The 17,440-nt window shown below is 62.6% G+C and carries 17 protein-coding genes and 2 tRNA genes; 8 read left to right on the top strand and 11 right to left on the bottom strand.

Translation table 11 applies throughout. From position 1 onward, the window contains the following. Positions 1-33 precede the first annotated feature (33 nt). Complete coding sequence (locus ACXYMO_RS11845) at positions 34-3,474, top strand: pyruvate carboxylase (protein ID WP_458878892.1); 3,441 nt, start codon at positions 34-36, stop codon at positions 3,472-3,474. A gap of 58 nt (positions 3,475-3,532) precedes the next feature. On the opposite strand, the gene ACXYMO_RS11840 is transcribed toward ACXYMO_RS11845, so the two are convergent. Next, positions 3,533-3,892, bottom strand: a complete 360-nt coding sequence (locus tag ACXYMO_RS11840; protein ID WP_458878891.1) for a hypothetical protein — start codon at positions 3,890-3,892, stop codon at positions 3,533-3,535. A 351-nt stretch (positions 3,893-4,243) separates the two neighbouring features. On the opposite strand from ACXYMO_RS11840, the gene ACXYMO_RS11835 reads away from it, so the two are divergent. Then, a tRNA-Gly gene (locus ACXYMO_RS11835) sits at positions 4,244-4,318 on the top strand. Between the two features lie 144 nt (positions 4,319-4,462). On the opposite strand, the gene ACXYMO_RS11830 is transcribed toward ACXYMO_RS11835, so the two are convergent. Then, positions 4,463-4,702 carry an Lrp/AsnC family transcriptional regulator gene (locus ACXYMO_RS11830; protein WP_458878890.1) on the bottom strand — a complete coding sequence of 80 codons (240 nt, stop codon included), beginning with the start codon at positions 4,700-4,702 and terminating at the stop codon, positions 4,463-4,465. Between the two features lie 170 nt (positions 4,703-4,872). On the opposite strand from ACXYMO_RS11830, the gene hisB reads away from it, so the two are divergent. Both hisB and hisH read left to right on the top strand, forming a co-directional pair. After that, positions 4,873-5,460 carry an imidazoleglycerol-phosphate dehydratase HisB gene (hisB, locus tag ACXYMO_RS11825; protein WP_458878889.1) on the top strand — a complete coding sequence of 196 codons (588 nt, stop codon included), beginning with the start codon at positions 4,873-4,875 and terminating at the stop codon, positions 5,458-5,460. A gap of 43 nt (positions 5,461-5,503) precedes the next feature. Beyond that, complete coding sequence (hisH, locus tag ACXYMO_RS11820; protein ID WP_458878888.1) at positions 5,504-6,142, top strand: imidazole glycerol phosphate synthase subunit HisH; 639 nt, start codon at positions 5,504-5,506, stop codon at positions 6,140-6,142. 4 nt (positions 6,143-6,146) lie between these two features. On the opposite strand, the gene ACXYMO_RS11815 is transcribed toward hisH, so the two are convergent. Continuing rightward, complete coding sequence (locus ACXYMO_RS11815) at positions 6,147-6,545, bottom strand: DUF2147 domain-containing protein (RefSeq protein WP_458878887.1); 399 nt, start codon at positions 6,543-6,545, stop codon at positions 6,147-6,149. Between the two features lie 131 nt (positions 6,546-6,676). Between ACXYMO_RS11815 and hisA the strand changes: the two genes are divergently transcribed. After that, a complete protein-coding gene (gene hisA / locus ACXYMO_RS11810) occupies positions 6,677-7,399 on the top strand; it encodes a 1-(5-phosphoribosyl)-5-[(5-phosphoribosylamino)methylideneamino]imidazole-4-carboxamide isomerase (protein WP_458878886.1) in 723 nt (240 codons plus the stop codon). 41 nt (positions 7,400-7,440) lie between these two features. On the opposite strand, the gene ACXYMO_RS11805 is transcribed toward hisA, so the two are convergent. Next, positions 7,441-7,899 (bottom strand): DUF302 domain-containing protein, encoded by a 459-nt coding sequence (locus ACXYMO_RS11805; protein WP_458878885.1) that lies wholly within the window; start codon positions 7,897-7,899, stop codon positions 7,441-7,443. A gap of 92 nt (positions 7,900-7,991) precedes the next feature. On the opposite strand from ACXYMO_RS11805, the gene hisF reads away from it, so the two are divergent. Beyond that, positions 7,992-8,753 carry an imidazole glycerol phosphate synthase subunit HisF gene (hisF, locus tag ACXYMO_RS11800; RefSeq protein ID WP_458878884.1) on the top strand — a complete coding sequence of 254 codons (762 nt, stop codon included), beginning with the start codon at positions 7,992-7,994 and terminating at the stop codon, positions 8,751-8,753. After that, a complete protein-coding gene (locus ACXYMO_RS11795; protein ID WP_458878883.1) occupies positions 8,750-9,064 on the top strand; it encodes a phosphoribosyl-ATP diphosphatase in 315 nt (104 codons plus the stop codon). The genes hisF and ACXYMO_RS11795 overlap by 4 nt, the downstream gene beginning before the upstream one ends. Positions 9,065-9,148: 84 nt before the next feature. On the opposite strand, the gene ACXYMO_RS11790 is transcribed toward ACXYMO_RS11795, so the two are convergent. The 3 genes from ACXYMO_RS11790 to rlmB form a co-directional block, all read right to left on the bottom strand. Further along, complete coding sequence (locus ACXYMO_RS11790; protein WP_458878882.1) at positions 9,149-9,619, bottom strand: CoA-binding protein; 471 nt, start codon at positions 9,617-9,619, stop codon at positions 9,149-9,151. A 187-nt stretch (positions 9,620-9,806) separates the two neighbouring features. Further along, positions 9,807-10,259 (bottom strand): YHS domain-containing (seleno)protein, encoded by a 453-nt coding sequence (locus ACXYMO_RS11785; protein ID WP_458878881.1) that lies wholly within the window; start codon positions 10,257-10,259, stop codon positions 9,807-9,809. Positions 10,260-10,410: 151 nt separating this feature from the next. Next, the gene (gene rlmB, locus ACXYMO_RS11780; protein WP_458878880.1) at positions 10,411-11,181 is read right to left on the bottom strand and encodes a 23S rRNA (guanosine(2251)-2'-O)-methyltransferase RlmB; all 771 of its coding nucleotides are present in this window, start codon (positions 11,179-11,181) and stop codon (positions 10,411-10,413) included. Between the two features lie 124 nt (positions 11,182-11,305). Here rlmB and ACXYMO_RS11775 point away from each other — a divergent pair. Then, positions 11,306-11,389, top strand: a tRNA-Tyr gene (locus ACXYMO_RS11775). Positions 11,390-11,495: 106 nt separating this feature from the next. Here the strand turns inward: ACXYMO_RS11775 and ACXYMO_RS11770 are convergent. From ACXYMO_RS11770 to ACXYMO_RS11755, 4 genes are all read right to left on the bottom strand, one after another. After that, positions 11,496-13,481, bottom strand: a complete 1,986-nt coding sequence (locus ACXYMO_RS11770) for a DEAD/DEAH box helicase (protein WP_458878879.1) — start codon at positions 13,479-13,481, stop codon at positions 11,496-11,498. Positions 13,482-13,666: 185 nt separating this feature from the next. Beyond that, a complete protein-coding gene (locus ACXYMO_RS11765; RefSeq protein WP_458878878.1) occupies positions 13,667-14,188 on the bottom strand; it encodes a DUF2478 domain-containing protein in 522 nt (173 codons plus the stop codon). A gap of 118 nt (positions 14,189-14,306) precedes the next feature. Next, positions 14,307-16,379 (bottom strand): ABC transporter permease, encoded by a 2,073-nt coding sequence (locus ACXYMO_RS11760; RefSeq protein ID WP_458878877.1) that lies wholly within the window; start codon positions 16,377-16,379, stop codon positions 14,307-14,309. Then, on the bottom strand, positions 16,376-17,431 hold the full coding sequence (locus ACXYMO_RS11755; RefSeq protein WP_458878876.1) for a quaternary amine ABC transporter ATP-binding protein: 1,056 nt from the start codon (positions 17,429-17,431) through the stop codon (positions 16,376-16,378). The genes ACXYMO_RS11760 and ACXYMO_RS11755 overlap by 4 nt, the downstream gene beginning before the upstream one ends. Between the last annotated feature and the right edge of the window lie 9 nt (positions 17,432-17,440).

Genomic DNA, 17,440 nt, shown 5'->3' with positions numbered 1-17,440 from the left:
GACCTGAGGCGACCAAGACAAGGAGCGACCCAAATGCCCGAGTTTTCCAAGATCCTCATCGCCAACCGCGGCGAAATCGCGATCCGCATCATGCGCGCGGCAAACGAGATGGGCAAAAAAACGGTCGCCGTCTTTGCTGAAGAGGACAAACTGGGCCTGCACCGGTTCAAAGCGGATGAGGCCTATCGCATCGGCGAAGGTCTGGGGCCCGTTGCGGCATATCTCAGCATTGATGAAATGATTCGCGTCGCAAAGGAAAGCGGCGCGGATGCGATCCACCCCGGTTATGGTCTGCTGTCCGAAAACCCCGATTTCGTGGATGCCTGCACGCAAAATGGCATCACCTTTATCGGGCCCAAGGCCGACACCATGCGCGCCCTTGGCGACAAGGCCAGCGCCCGACGCGTCGCGATCGAGGCCGGTGTGCCTGTCATCCCCGCGACCGAGGTTCTGGGCGACGATATGAAGGCCATCGCAAAAGAGGCCGAAGAGGTCGGTTACCCCCTCATGCTCAAGGCGAGCTGGGGCGGTGGCGGGCGTGGCATGCGCCCGATCTATGGTCCGGATGAACTTGAGGAAAAGGTGCTGGAGGGGCGGCGCGAGGCCGAGGCCGCCTTTGGCAATGGCGAGGGGTATCTGGAAAAGATGATCACCCGCGCCCGCCACGTCGAGGTCCAGATTCTGGGCGACAAACACGGCGGCATGTACCACCTGTTCGAACGCGATTGCTCGGTCCAGCGGCGCAACCAAAAGGTCGTTGAACGCGCCCCTGCCCCTTATCTGAGCAATCTGCAACGCGCCGAGATTTGCGAGCTCGGGTACAATATCTGCAAACACGTCAATTACGAATGCGCCGGCACCGTTGAATTCCTGATGGACATGGAATCAGGTCAGTTCTTCTTTATCGAGGTCAATCCGCGCGTTCAGGTCGAACACACAGTGACCGAAGAAGTCACCGGCATCGACATCGTGCGCGCCCAGATCCTGATCGCCGAGGGAAAGACCATCGCAGAAGCGACGGGAAAGGCCAGCCAGGATGAGGTGGTTCTGACTGGCCACGCCCTGCAAACCCGGATCACCACCGAAGATCCACAGAACAATTTCATCCCTGACTATGGCCGCATCACCGCCTATCGCAGCGCCACGGGCATGGGCATCCGCCTGGACGGCGGCACCGCCTATGCGGGCGGGGTCATCACCCGCTATTACGACAGCCTGCTGACCAAGATCACGGCCAAGGCCCCCACCCCGGAAATGGCGGTGGCGCGGATGGACCGCGCGCTGCGCGAATTCCGCATTCGCGGCGTGTCCACCAACATCGCTTTTGTCGAGAACCTGCTGAAACACCCGACGTTCATTAACAACGAATACACCACCAAGTTCATCGACGAGACGCCCGAACTGTTCCAATTCAGCAAACGGCGTGACCGGGGCACCAAGGTTCTGACCTATATCGCCGACATCACCGTGAACGGGCACCCCGAAACCAAGGATCGCCCGCGCCCGCCCGCCGATCTGAAACCGGCCAAGCCGCCCAAACCGCATGGCGAACCGATGATGGGCGCCCGCAACCTGCTGGAACAAAAGGGCCCACAAGCAGTGGCCGACTGGATGAAGGCCCAGCGCCAGTTGTTGATCACCGACACCACCATGCGGGACGGGCATCAGTCACTGCTGGCCACCCGCATGCGCTCGATCGACATGATCAAGGCCGCACCCGCCTATGCCGCCAATGTTCCGCAACTTTTCAGTGTCGAATGCTGGGGCGGCGCGACGTTCGACGTGGCCTATCGTTTCCTTCAGGAATGCCCATGGCAGCGCCTGCGCGACCTGCGAGAGGCGATGCCGAACCTCATGACCCAGATGCTTTTGCGCGGGTCGAACGGGGTTGGATATACCAACTACCCGGACAATGTGGTCAAGGAATTCGTCCGCCAGGCCGCCGAAACCGGCGTTGACGTGTTCCGCGTGTTCGACAGCCTGAACTGGGTTGAAAACATGCGCGTCGCGATGGATGCGGTCATCGAAAACAACAAGGTCTGCGAAGGCGCGATCTGTTACACCGGCGATATCCTCGACCCGGACCGCGCCAAGTATGACCTGAAATACTATGTCGCCATGGGCAAGGACCTGCGCGACGCGGGCGCCCATATTCTTGGGCTCAAGGACATGGCAGGCCTGCTGAAACCCGCTGCGGCCAAGCTGCTGATCAAGGCGCTGAAGGAAGAGGTCGGATTGCCGATCCACTTCCACACCCATGACACGGCCGGGGCCGCCATCGCCTCGATCCTCGCGGCGTCCGAGGCCGGGGTGGACGCGGTCGATTGCGCGATGGATGCGTTTTCCGGCAACACCAGTCAGGCCACGCTTGGGTCCGTGGTCGAGGCCCTGCGCCATACCGACCGCGACACCGGGCTCGACATCAAATCGATCCGCGAGATTTCAGACTATTGGGAGGCCGTGCGCGGCCAGTACGCGGCCTTTGAATCCGGCTTGCAGGCACCTGCCTCCGAGGTGTACCTGCACGAGATGCCCGGCGGACAGTTTACCAACCTCAAGGCCCAGGCGCGCAGCCTCGGGCTTGAGGATCGCTGGCACGAAGTCGCCCAGACCTATGCCGACGTGAACAAGATGTTCGGCGATATCGTCAAGGTGACCCCCAGTTCCAAGGTGGTCGGCGACATGGCCCTGATGATGGTGAGCCAGGGCCTGACCCGCGCACAGGTCGAAGATCCGGCAACCGATGTGGCTTTTCCCGACAGCGTCGTCGACATGATGCGCGGCAATCTTGGCCAGCCTCCGGGCGGCTTCCCCGAGGGCATCATGAAAAAGGTCCTCAAGGACGAAAAACCCAACCTGGAACGCGCCGGCAAACACCTGCCGCCGGTGAACCTGGAAGAGGTCCGCGCCAAGGTCACAGCCGAGCTGGAAGGCAAGGACGTCGATGACGAGGATCTGAACGGGTACCTGATGTATCCCAAGGTGTTCCTGGATTACATGGGCCGCCACCGCCTCTATGGCCCGGTGCGGACCCTGCCGACACGCACGTTTTTCTACGGCATGGAACCGGGTGAGGAGATCAGCGCCGAAATCGACCCCGGCAAGACATTGGAAATCCGCCTGCAGGCGGTGGGTGAGACGACCGAGGATGGCGAGGTCAAAGTGTTCTTTGAACTCAACGGCCAGCCCCGCGTGATCCGCGTGCCCAACCGTCTGGTCAAATCCACAACCCTTCAGCGCCCCAAGGCCGAAGTCGGCAACCCCAACCACATCGGCGCGCCAATGCCCGGTGTCGTCGCCACGGTCGCCACACAGGCAGGCGCACAAGTCAAACAGGGCGATCTGTTGCTGACGATCGAGGCAATGAAGATGGAGACCGGCATCCACGCCGAACGCGACGCAACGGTCAAGGCCGTGCACGTCCAGCCCGGCGGCCAGATCGACGCCAAGGATTTGCTGGTCGAACTGGAGTGACCTGAACATACGGTCCGCGCGGCGCGTTTCCTGGTGTCAGATACCGCGCCGCGTCGTCTCAGGAGGCACCAATCACCTCGCGCCACCCGTTCTCGTCGACGTCACGCAACCGGGCCAGCGCGGCTTCGGCATCGGCCCTAATTTCGCTGCGGCTGCGTGCCTTTACCGCTTCGATCTCGACGATCAGCTTATCGATCTCGGGCAAGGGCGTTTTGGTGGCCGCAGACAGGGCATGCAGCGCCTCGAGTATCTTTCCCAGCTGCTTGCCATAGCTGGCGACTTCTGTTTGCACCTTGGCTTCGATTGCCGGGATGCCCTTGGTATCGGGCGAAAATACCCGCGGCACGATTTCCTGTGTCACATCACCTGAAAACGGCGCGCGGAACATCGGGGCCCAGACGTCAAATGGGGTAATCATCTTGAAACTCCTTGTCTGAAATGACGTCAGTGTCTCTGCAACGCAGCATTCTGTCAAATGGGCGTCACCCGAACCCGCTCCTCCCTGCGAATCCGGCTGATCGCAGCCTGGCTTGAGCGGGACCTCGGGCGCTCAGGTCAGAATCAGCGCCACAAAGATCAGCGCACCCAGCGCCGCCATCTTGGAGAGTTCCAGAAATTTCATGACGAAAGTCCCTGTCGTTTGTTGATCTCCTGAACAATAAACGCGCGCGCCCCCGGTTTCCGTCGCAAGGAAAGAAATTTTCAAACGGGGTCGATTTTCCTCTTGCAGAACGCGGCCGTTGTTTATATTTCCGCCTCACCCAAGGAAGCGGGCGTAGCTCAGGGGTAGAGCATAACCTTGCCAAGGTTAGGGTCGGGCGTTCGAATCGCCTCGCCCGCTCCAATTTTCACCGGTATCACGTGACAGATATTGCCCTTCGGGGCCGTCAGTGATGCTGTGTGCGTTCAGCCGCAGCACAGCGCAGGCCAACGGATCGGGCAACGCGGCCCATTCCAAACACCAGAACTGCAGAAGAAGTCAGGCGCCCTAGAACGCCTTGAACGTCATGGTCGTCATAGACCGTTCGATCCCGGTGATGGTCAGCAGATGATCGTTGATATACTTGCCGACATCCTCGCCTTCGGGGATGTAAAGCTTCATCAGCAGATCGTATTCGCCGCTTGTCGAATACAGTTCGGAGTGGATTTCGCGCAGGGCGATTTCCTCGGCCACCTTATAGGTGGTTCCGGGTTTGCAGCGGATCTGGACAAAGACACAGGTGGTCATCTGGGAACCTTCACGGTTGGATTTGCACCCAAGCTGACATGTGGCGCCAAGGCGCGCAATCCCCCGCACCGGTGGGGAGGCGAGGTAACAGGCGATCGAATTGCGCGATCTGTCCCTTGGCAAAACATTTCGTGCCGCCCTATAAGGCCGCGAGCACAAAGGACAAAGCCATGCGCACAGCCACGATTGCCCGCAAAACGGCCGAAACCGAGATTTCCGTTCAGATCGATCTGGACGGCTCGGGCACATATGACAACCAGACTGGTGTCGGGTTCTTTGACCACATGCTGGACCAGTTGGCGCGCCATTCGCTGATCGACATGACGATTAACGCCAAGGGCGATTATCACATTGATGATCACCACACGGTGGAAGACACCGGGATTGCGCTGGGTCAGGCCCTCACCCAGGCCTTGGGCGATAAACGCGGTATCCGCCGCTATGGCGCCTGCCTGCTGCCGATGGATGATGCCCAGGTGCGCTGTGCGCTTGACCTGTCGGGCCGCCCCTACCTGGTGTGGAATGTCGATATGCCAACGGCCAAGATCGGCACGTTCGATACCGAACTGGTGCGCGAATTCTTTCAGGCGCTCAGCACCCATGGCGGCATCACGCTGCACGTGGACCAGCTGCACGGGTTTAACAGCCATCACATTGCCGAGGCCGCGTTCAAATCCGTCGCCCGCGCCCTGCGCGAAGCGGTGGAAACCGATCCGCGCAAGGCCGACGCGGTTCCGTCGACCAAGGGCACGCTCTGATTCAAGCCTGCCTAATCTGGCCTGTCACGATTAAGGAAATCTGATGCTGACGGCGATCATCGATTACGAAAGCGGTAACCTGCACTCCGCTGAAAAGGCGTTTCAGCGCATGGCGCGCGAGGTCGGCGCAGGCGATGTCGTGGTAACCGGCGACGCCGATGTGGTGGCACGCGCCGACCGCGTCGTTCTGCCCGGCGATGGCGCCTTTCCGGCCTGCGCGACCGCCCTGCGCGGCCATTCGGGCCTATTTGATGCGCTGGTCGAGTCGGTCGAACACCGCGGCCGCCCCTTTCTGGGGATCTGCGTGGGCATGCAGTTGATGGCCACCTGGGGCCGCGAATACAGTGATACCCCCGGCCTTGACTGGATTGGCGGCGAGGTTGTGAAAATCACGCCCAGCGATCCGGCACTCAAGGTGCCGCACATGGGCTGGAACGATCTGGTGATCGATCATGACCACCCTGTTTTCGACGGTATTTCAACCGGCGACCACGCCTATTTCGTGCATTCCTACCAGTTCCACGTGACCGACCCGGCCCAGCGTCTGGCGCATGTGGATTACGGCGGCGATGTCACGGCTGTGATCGGCCGCGACACCATGCTGGGGATGCAGTTCCACCCCGAGAAAAGCCAGGCCGTCGGCCTGCGGATGATCGCGAACTTTCTGACCTGGGCCCCCTGATCGCTTACTTGATCCGGGTCCAGTCCTGCCCGCGGCAGATCATGCCGCCGGCAACACAACCCTTGACCACCAGCTTGTTGCCCTTGAGCGCCATCTTCGAGGTATAGGTCTTGTCGGTATCGGGCGCCCAGATCTTGCCGCCGCTATAGCTGCCGTTGCCGTCCGCCCCCATGTTCCAGATCAGCTTTTTGCCCAGATGCTCGTAATCGCCGGAATTCTTGCCCGCCTTGTCGAACGCGGCCTTGATGGTCCCGCAGATGGCCTTGCCGCACGGAGCAATCGCCACGTGCAAATACCCGCCGGTATCACCGGGCGCGGTTTTCCATGTACCGGCCACCGGATCGGCCTGCGCCGCGCCGGCCAGACCCATCGCCAGAACGGCGCCAATCATCAGGTTTTTCATTCTCTGTCCTCCCATTTGGCGACACCTTGGCGCAGGGATGGCGAGTCGGGCAAGACTGACCTTGGGTCGCGTTGCATTCCTGCGCCCGCTTGTGCCATATCCCGGCCGAAACAGGCGAAAGGTTGCCCGACATGATCCTTTATCCCGCAATCGATCTCAAAGACGGACAGGCCGTGCGCCTTGTGCGTGGTGAAATGGATCAGGCGACCGTGTTCAACGACGATCCCGCCGCCCAGGCGCGCGCCTTTGTGGATGCGGGCTGTGAATGGCTGCATCTGGTCGATCTGAACGGCGCCTTTGCGGGCGAACCGGTCAATGCCGCCCCGGTCGAGGCGATCCTGGCCGCCTGCCCCGTCCCGGCCCAACTTGGCGGCGGCATCCGCGACATGGCCACCATCGAACGCTGGATCGACAAGGGGTTGCAACGGGTCATCCTGGGCACCGTGGCCGTGGAAAACCCTGATCTCGTGCGCGAGGCCGCCCGCGCCTTTCCTGGCCATGTTGCCGTCGGAATCGACGCCCGCAACGGGCGCGTCGCGACCAAAGGCTGGGCCGAGGAAACCGATGTCATGGTAACCGACCTCGCCAAATCATTCGAGGATGCCGGTGTCGCTGCCATCATCTATACCGACATCAACCGCGATGGCGCGATGCAGGGCCCCAACGTCCAGGCCACCGCCGGTCTGGCCAACGCCGTTTCGATCCCTGTCATCGCCAGCGGCGGCGTCAGTTCCATCGACGATCTGGTCGCACTGAAAAACTGCGGTGCCCCGCTGAACGGCGCAATTTCGGGCCGGGCGCTTTATGATGGCGCGATTGATCTCAAAAAGGCGCTCGCGGTCCTGAAATCCTGACCGGAGCGTCCCGCGCCAGCGCGCCGCCCGCAAAAGACCGGTTAGCCCCCCGCCGCCTTGATGGTCAGCGTGTCCAGCGCCCCGCGCATCTTCCCGATATAGGCCGCGTCGTCACCGATACCGTCCAGATCGTCCAATGTTTCCTCGGGGTCTTCGTAGGCCAACCAGACCTGCCCCTCCTTGTCCTCGTAGACCAGGACCTTGAGCGGCAGGTAAAGCCCCGCCAGCGCCGAATCCTGCATCGCAGGCGTGCCCAGTTTCGGATTGCCGAAAATCAACAATTGCGAGGGCGCAAGCTCCATCCCGACGCTTTCCGCGCCGCCCGCATGATCGACGCGGGCAAAAATCGTCGCACCGGCCCCTTCGACCACGCTCACCAGCGCGTCCATCACTGCGCCCACATCGCCAGCAGCCTGCCGTTTGATCACGTCATCCTCGGATGCCAGACCAGGTGTGGCCCATGCCGCCGCAAGAGTTGCGGCCAAAACAAGTCTTTTCATCAGTCCCTCCTTCACGAACATGGCCCCATCCTCTGGAAACCCGCCCGCTTTGCCCATAAACAAGGCCGTGAACCGCTGTGATGGGCCAATCCATGCTGAAAACCCGTATCATCCCCTGCCTCGACGTCGCCGATGGCCGCGTCGTGAAAGGCGTCAACTTTGTCGACCTGGTCGATGCCGGCGACCCGGTTGAATCGGCCAAGGCCTATGATGCCGCCGGCGCGGATGAGATTTGTTTCCTCGACATCCACGCCACCCACGAAAACCGTGGCACCATGTATGACGTGGTCCAGCGCACGGCCGAACAATGTTACATCCCGCTGACCGTCGGCGGCGGCGTGCGCTCGCGCGAGGATGTGCGCGACCTGCTGCTGGCCGGGGCTGACAAGGTGTCCTTCAATTCCGCCGCCGTGGCCCGCCCCGACGTTGTCGCCGAAGCGGCCGAGCAATTCGGCAGCCAATGCATCGTCGTGGCCATCGACGCCAAGACCGTCGCGCCCGGCAAATGGGAAATCTTCACCCACGGCGGCCGCCGCCCCACCGGGGTCGACGCGGTGGAGTTCGCCAAGACCGTCGTCGCCAAGGGCGCCGGGGAAATCCTTCTGACCTCGATGGATCGCGACGGCACCCGCGCCGGGTTCAACATCCCGCTGACCCGCGCCATCGCCGATGCGGTCAACGTGCCGGTGATCGCCTCGGGCGGGGTCGGCACCCTGGATCACCTTGTTCAGGGCGTGACCGAAGGCCATGCCAGCGCCGTGCTGGCCGCGTCGATCTTTCACTTTGGCGACTACACCATCCGCGAGGCCAAGGAACACATGGCCGCCGCAGGCATCCCGATGAGGCTGACATGAGCGTACTCGAAGAACTGGCCGCAACCATCGCCAGCCGCAAATCCGCCGCCCCCGACAGCAGCTGGACTGCAAAACTCCTGTCCAAGGGCCCGGAAAAATGCGCCGAGAAATTCGGGGAAGAGGCCATTGAGGCCATCGTCGAAGCGGTAAAAGGCGACCGCGCCGCCCTGACGAACGAGGCGGCAGATGTACTCTATCACCTGCTGGTCATGCTGGCGGCGCGCGACGTGCCCCTGGGCGATGTGCTGGCCGAACTGGCCCGACGCCAAGGCACCAGCGGCATCGCTGAAAAAGCCGCGCGCAAGCCCTGACCCTTCATCTTCCCCGTAAAACTCTCGGGGGGCCGCCAGCGGCGGCGGGGGCAGACAGCCCCCTCCCCGGCCCGATCTCGGCGCCTACAGTTTCGAAGAAATCACCCCGGTGGCAAACCCGCCCATGCGCAATTCACCAAACAGGCGCTGGTATTCGATCTTGGGGCATCTGTTCTGCACCACGTCCACCCCGCGCGCCTCGGCCTTGGCCGCCGCCTCGGCATGTTCCACACCAATCTGCATCCAGATGGTCTGAAGGTCCGGGAACACCTCCAACGCCTCATCGACGATGGCTGGCACCGCCTCGGACCGGCGGAAGATGTCCACCATATCCACCGGCCGGTCAATGTCTGACAGGCTGGCCACGATGGTCTTTCCGAACAACATCTTGCCCGCATGGCCCGGGTTGACCGGTACCACGTCGAACCCTTTCAGCGTCAGATAGCGCGCCACGAAATAGCTGGGCCTGACCGGGTTGGTCGAGACACCTACAACCGCGATCACCTTGGTGCGCGACAGAATCTTTTTGAGAGTGTCATCGGAATACTGAGTCATGACGGCACACTACCCGCCATTGCATCCAGAAAAAAGCGTTCAGGGCCGTGGCCCTGAACGCCAGTGCGGAACGAGGGACAGTGTAATGATCCATGGGCGTTCCAACCCATGGTCCCAACTGATTTAGGAAGCGCATTCCACGATTTAAAGGGCAGATCGCAAAGCTGTGAATTGTTCCGCGCCCGGTCTAGTCGAACAGAACCGCGGGCCAGTTTGCTTTTGCCTTGGCGATGTTGCTTGCAAGATCGCTCTGCCACAGCGCCTGAACGTCGCGATTGTGCACGAAATACAAGCGTCCATCATGGACTTTCCACGCCTCGGGATCAGGCGAAGCTGTATGGCCGCGTGACACCGCATAAGCGCAATATCCGCCGAATTGCGGCGCATAGGCGCGCGGATTGGCCTCGAACAACTCACGGTTCTGCGCCGTGGCGAAATGCCAGATCGCGCCTTTCCACATCACCCGGTGCTTCGCACTGCCCAGACGCGGGCTGCCCTGCCCGAAAAACGTCACCGGGTCATACCCCGCCAGCGCAACGCCGGACGACGTATAAAACACCGGACTGTCCGCCGCGACGGACCCGGCACAGGCGATGGCAAACAGACTGGCGATGACTTTCCGGCGGCTGAACAAACACATGACTCCTGACGCTGCCCGATGTTCCCCGGGCGATGTTAGAATGGCCACTCCGCAAAGCCATGAGAAGACCCTAAACGCGGATGTGAACATCTGCGCCGCAGCCTGTGACTTTTATTTCAGGTTCAGGGCCCGAAATGGCCCGCGCCCGGCCTCAGTGGCGCGAGGCATAAAGGGCAACCGCCGCCGCATTCGACACGTTGAGCGACCCAAATGTCCCTGCCGCATCGATCCGCACCAGCGCATCCACGGTTTCCTTGGTCTTGGCCCGCAGCCCCGGCCCCTCGGCCCCCAGGACCAACGCGATGGGGTGATCGGTTCGCCCTTTGACCGCCTGTTCGATGGTCTGTTCGGCCTCACCATCCAGCCCCAGCACAAGATATCCCATGCCCTGCAATTCAACGATGGCATCGGACAGATTGCGCACCCGCAGATAGGGCTGGCGCTCCAGCGCGCCACTGGCGGTTTTCGCCAAGGCCCCGGTTTCCGGCGCCGAATGGTGGCGCGTTCCGATCACCGCGCTGGCGCCCAGAACCTCGGCCGAGCGCAGGATTGCCCCGACATTATGCGGGTCCGTCACCCGGTCCAGAAGGATCACGCGCGGTACCGCGTCACCGATGCAGACATCCGCCAGCGATCCCCAGCTCAGCGGTTTGACCTCGAGGGCGGCGCCCTGATGGACCGATCCGGGATCGATGGGCGCGGTAAACCTGCGCGGATCGACCTGCTCGGGTTCGATTCCCGCCTCGGCAATCGCATCGGCCAGCTTGTCCTGCGCATTGCGCGTCACGATCAGGCGCAGTTTTTCGCGTTTGGGGTTCATCAGCGCATCGCGCACCGCGTGCAATCCGAACAGCCACACTGTTTCGGCAGCCGCCACTTTGCGCGCCTGTTCCTTTTCGACCACCCATTTCGGTTTTTTCATCGTCTGCACCTCTGGTCGCATCGTCCTGAGGCACGCATGCAAAATCTGCCGATTTTCCTGTTGACGCCCCTTTGGCCCGCTTGTAATCACGCCTTCACGTCGGGCGCAATGCGCAAGCGACGTTGGGCGACAGGCCGCAAGGTGTGGCAGGGGACTGTAACTCCCTCGCGGAGACGCACGCCTGGTTCGATTCCAGGGTCGCCCACCATTTTCCCTCCTTCAAGACATCACAGCGTGCCGGCATCCCTAGCTGGTTGGTTTCCGCGTGCAGTTTGCCGTGGGCAGCGCCGCACCGGGGTGCGGCGCCCACGCGGTCAGGGTTTGTGACGCTTGGGCGCCGCGTCACCGCCGCGACGGGGCTTGCCTCCGGCCGCTTTGGCGATCTTGGCCCGCATCTTGTTCTTCTTGCTGTTCGCCTTGCCCTTGGGCGGGGGCGGGCCCTTGGGTTGTCCCCCAGGTTTGCCGGGACGCTTTGCCGTCAACGTTTCGGTTTTGCGCTTTGGCGCTGCCGGAGTGACGACGGCGGCTGGCGACGCGGTCTCCGGTGCCGGCGCGGGTCTGGACTTGGGCTTGGGACGTGCCGTGCCGGGTTTGGGCTTTTTTGCCCTCGGCTCTGGCGCGTCGTTCCAATCCACCGGCTGCGTGGTGCCCGGCGTGTCGCTCTTGCGATGCTTCTTCGGCTTGGCGTCGCGCGGTTTGGGTCCGCCCATTTTGGGTTTTCCACCTGCAAAGCTGGGCGGTTGGGACAGCCGGGTCAGGCTGGCCCCCGCCTCCAGACGCATGTCCGGTCCGACGGCCGCCAGAAACCCTGGAACCGCAGCTTCGCGAATTTCCACGAGGGATTCATCGGGCTGAATGCGGATCGCGCCGATATCATCCTTGGTGATATCCCCCGCCTTGCACAGCATCGGCAGCAACCGGCGCGGCTCGGCATTCTGGTTGCGCCCGCCCGAAACCGAAAACCACACGCTGGGGCCAAAGGCCGGGCGCGGTTGCGGCTTTTCATCCGGGTTGGACAGTTCCTCGGGCGCGGAATGCTGGGTGTGATACATTCGCAGATAGGCTGCGGCGATCTGCTCGGGCGTGAACCGCGCGACCAGTGTATCGACCGTTTCGCGATCCGATTCGGCAATCTCCTCGGTCCAGCTGGGGTCTTCCTGCATCCGCTCCAGATCGCGGGCCTTGACCACCTCGGCCGAGGGCGCCTCGGACCAGTCGGCCTTGAGCTTGGCAAAGTGCAGAATACGCTCGGCCTTTTTGCGCGCCTTGGGCGGCACGATCAGCGCGCTGACACCCTTGCGCCCGGCCCGCCCGGTCCGCCCCGAGCGGTGCAGCAGGGTTTCATGGCTTGAGGGCAGTTCGGCATGCACAACCAGATCGAGGTTGGGCAGATCGATCCCGCGCGCAGCAACATCCGTAGCCACACAGACCCGTGCACGCCCGTCGCGCATGGCCTGCAAGGCGTGTGTGCGCTCACTCTGGGACAGTTCGCCAGACAGGGCCACAACCGAAAAACCCCGGTTTGACAGGCGCGTGGTCAGGCGGTTGACCATGGCGCGCGTGTTGCAGAACACGATGGCATTTGGCGCCTCGTAAAACCGCAAGGTATTGATGATCGCGTTCTCGCTATCGCGGTCGGCCACCTGCATGGCGCGATATTCGATATCGGCATGCTGGCTGGTTTCGGATTTCGTCGTGACCCGGACCGCGTCCTTTTGATATTGCTTTGCAAGGCTGGCGATGGAATTCGGGACCGTGGCGGAAAACAGCAGGGTCTGGCGTCCCTCCGGCGCCTCGCCCAGAATGAATTCCAGGTCCTCGCGGAACCCCAGGTCCAGCATCTCATCCGCCTCGTCCAGAACAACCGCTCGCAGCTGGCCCAGGTCGATCGAACCGCGCATGATATGGTCGCGCAAGCGCCCCGGCGTGGCGACAACGACATGTGCCCCGCGTGCCAGCGCGCGCCGTTCGTCCCGCATGTCCATGCCGCCGACGCAAGACGCCAGAACCGCCCCCGCCCGGGCATAAAGCCAGGCCAACTCGCGCTTGACCTGCAGCGCCAGTTCACGGGTCGGCGCGATCACCAGAGCCAGCGGGGCTGCAGCCTCGGAAAAACTTTCGTCCTCGCCCAGCAGCGTCGGCGCAATGGCAAGGCCAAAGCCCAGCGTCTTGCCCGACCCGGTCTGTGCCGAGACCAGCAGGTCGGCCCCGATCAGGTCAGGGTCGGTCACAGCCTCCTGAACAGGAGTAAGGGTTGTATATCCACGATCTTCGAGCGCGTCGGCGAGAGCTTTTTTCACGATATCATTTTCTGTTTTGTCTGGGCAGGAACGGGCCAGTACCTATCGGACGGCCCGCGCCGAAAACTGGCAATCGACGGCACCTATTACGTCTGGCCGGGAATGTATAGGTTCAAGTTGGCCGCTGACCTGCAAATGACAAACGGCTAACGCGACGGAATCGGGAAAACCGGATGCCGTCCGGTTCAGGCCGGCTCGGATGTCGATTGGCGCAGTTGATCGAACCACGCGCCCAGCGCCTTTTCGGTGGGGTCCACCTGAATGGCCAACCCGTCGGCGAAGTCCAGAAATGCCTTTTCATTCATCCGGTTCACCCCGGTCAAAACCGGAATACCCTCGATCAGCGCCTGCCCGATCAGCGGACGGAACCCGCCGCCATCGGCCTCGTGCTTGCCGAATTTATTGACGATCAGCAATTCGGGGTTCTCGCTGAGCCCGGTCTGCACCAGCGCAACCGCCTGCTCCAGTGCCGCCGGGTCCAGACGGCACCCGCGCGCGCCCGGCCCAAGCGACTGGGAAATCCGTATGACCGGCCCGTCGGGCAAGACCCGCACGTCCATGTCGCACAGGCGGGTATCGCTGCATTCGGTATTAGTCTGCACAACCCCGGCCAGTTGCGCCCCACCCTGCAACACCCCTTCGGCAAAGGCGCTGAGCAGACGGTCGGTCTCACCACGCTTTTCCGTCATTACATAGGCAAGTTGCATCATTCACACCCTTTTGGTCAGCCGGGACACGGCGATGGACAATACCAACCCGATCCCGACACGCAATCAACATATGGGCGATGTCGCGCGATGCAACGGCCCACCCAGTGCCGCGCGATCACTCCAACCCCAGCGCATGACGCCGTTCAGTCGCAAAGCCCTGGACCAACCGATCCGCGATCAGTGCCAGAATGGCCATCGCCGCCCCCGCCGAAATGCCCAGCCCCACATCCGCCTTGCCCAGCGCCAGATAGATCGACTGCCCCAACCCGGTCGTCCCGATCAGCGCCGCGATCACCAGCATCGCAAAAGCATAAAGGATCGTCTGGTTCAGCCCCAACAGGATGCTGGGCGCGGCATAGGGCGCGCGAATGTCGCGCATGATCTGCCAGTTTGTCGCCCCCGCTGCCGTTGCCGCCTCGACCATGTCGGGCGGGGTGCTGATCAGCCCGTGCCGCGTGTACCGGATCATCGGCACCACCGCATAGAAACAGATCGCCAGAAAGGCCGAGAATTCCCCGATTTGAAAGAACATGAGCACCGGGATCAGGAACACGAACAACGGAATGGTCTGCAACATGTCACAGATCGGGCGCACCACGCGCCAGACCATCGGGCTGACAGCGCTGGACCATCCCAGAACGCCCCCAACGACGCCGCAGGCAAAGACCGCCGCACCGCTCAGGTAGAGCGATAGCAGCGCCCGTTCCCACAGTCCCGAAATCAGAATCGTCGCCAACAACCCGACACAGAGGGTCGCCAACCGCCAGCCGCCTGCAACCCAGGCCAGCGCACCGACCCCGGCCAGAACAAAGGGCCACGGCAATTGCGCAATGCCGGTTTCCAGGACCCCCGCCGCGATCAGCACCAGCGATCCGGCGACCAGCCGGCCCGACACCGCAAGGCCCAGTGCAACGACAAAGGCCGCCACGAACCACATGCCGCTCATCATCTGGGTCCACTGAACCCCCCATGTGAACGGCAGAACCGCATTGTCCAGCCCGATCCGCAAAGGCAGCAGCCCATAGAACATCGCGCCGTTCTTGATACTGTCCAGCGCGGCGCCGTTGGCGGCAGTGAACTGGCCCAGCCCGGCATCGACCGCCTCGGCCACCGGCGTCAGCAAATCGAACCCGGCCGGATCACCGATGCGCGACCAGGCCAGCGCGGTAAACGCGACCGACACCGCAAAGATAGCATAGGCAACGACCGGCGCATGCCGGTCCCGTTCCTGCGACAAGGCCCCGCTCATCCGGTCGATGACAATTGCAAAGGCCACGATGACCAACCCGGCCAGCAGGCTTTGACCGAACAGTGCCTTGCGCATGGTCAGCAACACCTGCCAGCCAATATCGTTGAACCCGCCAATCACCGCGGCGATGATCACCATCGACAGGGCTGCCATCAGACACTGGTTGACCCCTACCATGATCTGCGAGGTCGCCGCGGGCAGTTCGACCTGAAACAATTGCTGCCGCCGAGTTGCGCCGCTCATGATTGCGGCTTCGCGAATGTCGGGCGGGACCCGCTCCAGCCCCAACAGAACGTTGCGCGCCATTGGCGGTGCCGCATAAATAGCCGATGCGATCAGCCCCACCACCGGCCCGAACCCGAACAACAGCAACAAAGGCGTCAGATAGGCGAAGGTCGGCACCGTCTGCATCACGTCCAACAGGGTCTGAACCGGCGCCTTGAAGCGGGGATATTCGTTTGCCAAGATCCCGATCGCACCCCCCGCCACAAGGGCAAGCGGCACCGACACCGCGACCAAAGCCAGCGTATTCATGCTTTCGGCCCAATAGCCCGAGATCAGCACGAACCCCAGCCCGACAAACCCCAGCGCGGCCATCCGAACCCCACCGATCACCCAGCCAATCGCCGTGACACCCCCGACCAGGATGGGCCAGGGCGTTTCGGAAAAGGCGAAATCGGCCGCCTCCATCACGTATTCCAGCGCAGCGGAAAACCCCCGTGCCACGGGTTTGATCGCCTCAAGCACGACAGTAAGACCGCTGCCGACCCAATCGCTGGCCGGGAGGGTCAAAGCCCCAGGCCAGTTGATCAACCACGGCAGGACCGGCCCCAGCGCCAGACAGAGCGCGCCGGTCAGCACCGTGACAAGCGCCGCCCATTGCCCCGGTGTCAGATCGAACCGCCCGGTCTTGGGCGATGACGCCTCGGACACGCTCATGCGTCGTCCACATGCAGCGCCGAAACCAGATCGGCGGGATCGACCATGCCGATGACCGAGCCGCTGTCATCGCGCACCGGCACCGGCTCCATCGACGCCATACAGGCCGCAAGAGCCGCATCCAGCGTCATGTTCGTCCGCAATCCCGGCGCGGCCTCATCCGCCACCTGCCCCACGGACGGGCGCATTACCGACGCGACCCGCGCATGGCGTCCCTTGGCCACATCCTTGGAAAACTCGCGCACGTAGTCATCGGCCGGGTTCAACACGATCTCGGCCGGGGTGCCGATCTGGATGATCTTTCCGTCGCGCATGATTGCGATCCGGTCGGCCAGTTTCAGCGCCTCGGCAATGTCGTGGGTGATGAAAACGATGGTGGTTTTCAGCTTTTCTTGGATTTGCAGGAATTCATCCTGCAACTGCCGCCGGATCAGCGGGTCCAGCGCCGAAAACGGTTCGTCCAGAAACCACACGCTGCAATCGGCGACCAGCGACCGGGCGATGCCCACACGCTGACGCTGCCCGCCCGACAGGGCGCGCGGAAACGCGGTTTCACGCCCGCTGAGCCCGACCAGATCGATGACCTCCTGCGCCTTGGCATGACGCGCTGCGCGTGCCATCCCCTGCACCTTCAGCGGATAGGCCACGTTGTCGATCACGCTCATGTGCGGAAACAGGCCAAAGTGTTGAAACACCATGCCCAGCTTGCTGCGCCGCAATTCGATCATGCGCTGCGCACTGGCCTGAACGATGTCTTCACCCTCGATCCGCACGTCACCGCGCGTCGGCTCCAACAAGCGCGAGATAGACCGGACCAGCGTCGACTTTCCCGATCCCGACAGGCCCATGATGACGAACAATTCGCCCGGGGCCACATCAAACGACACATCCTGCACCGCCGGGATAAGCCCCTTGTCGCGCAACAACCCGGCGGCGGTCGCGCTGTCCCCGCCCGCCGCATTCAATGCGGCGGACAGGGCGTTTTGTGCATCCGGGCCGAACACCTGCCACAGATTGCGGCAGGCGATGGCCTCTGCTGTGTTCCGGGTCACGTCGAACCG

It is taken from the genome of Arenibacterium sp. CAU 1754, from assembly GCF_054482635.1.
This window is presented reverse-complemented; position numbering and strand designations above follow the sequence as displayed.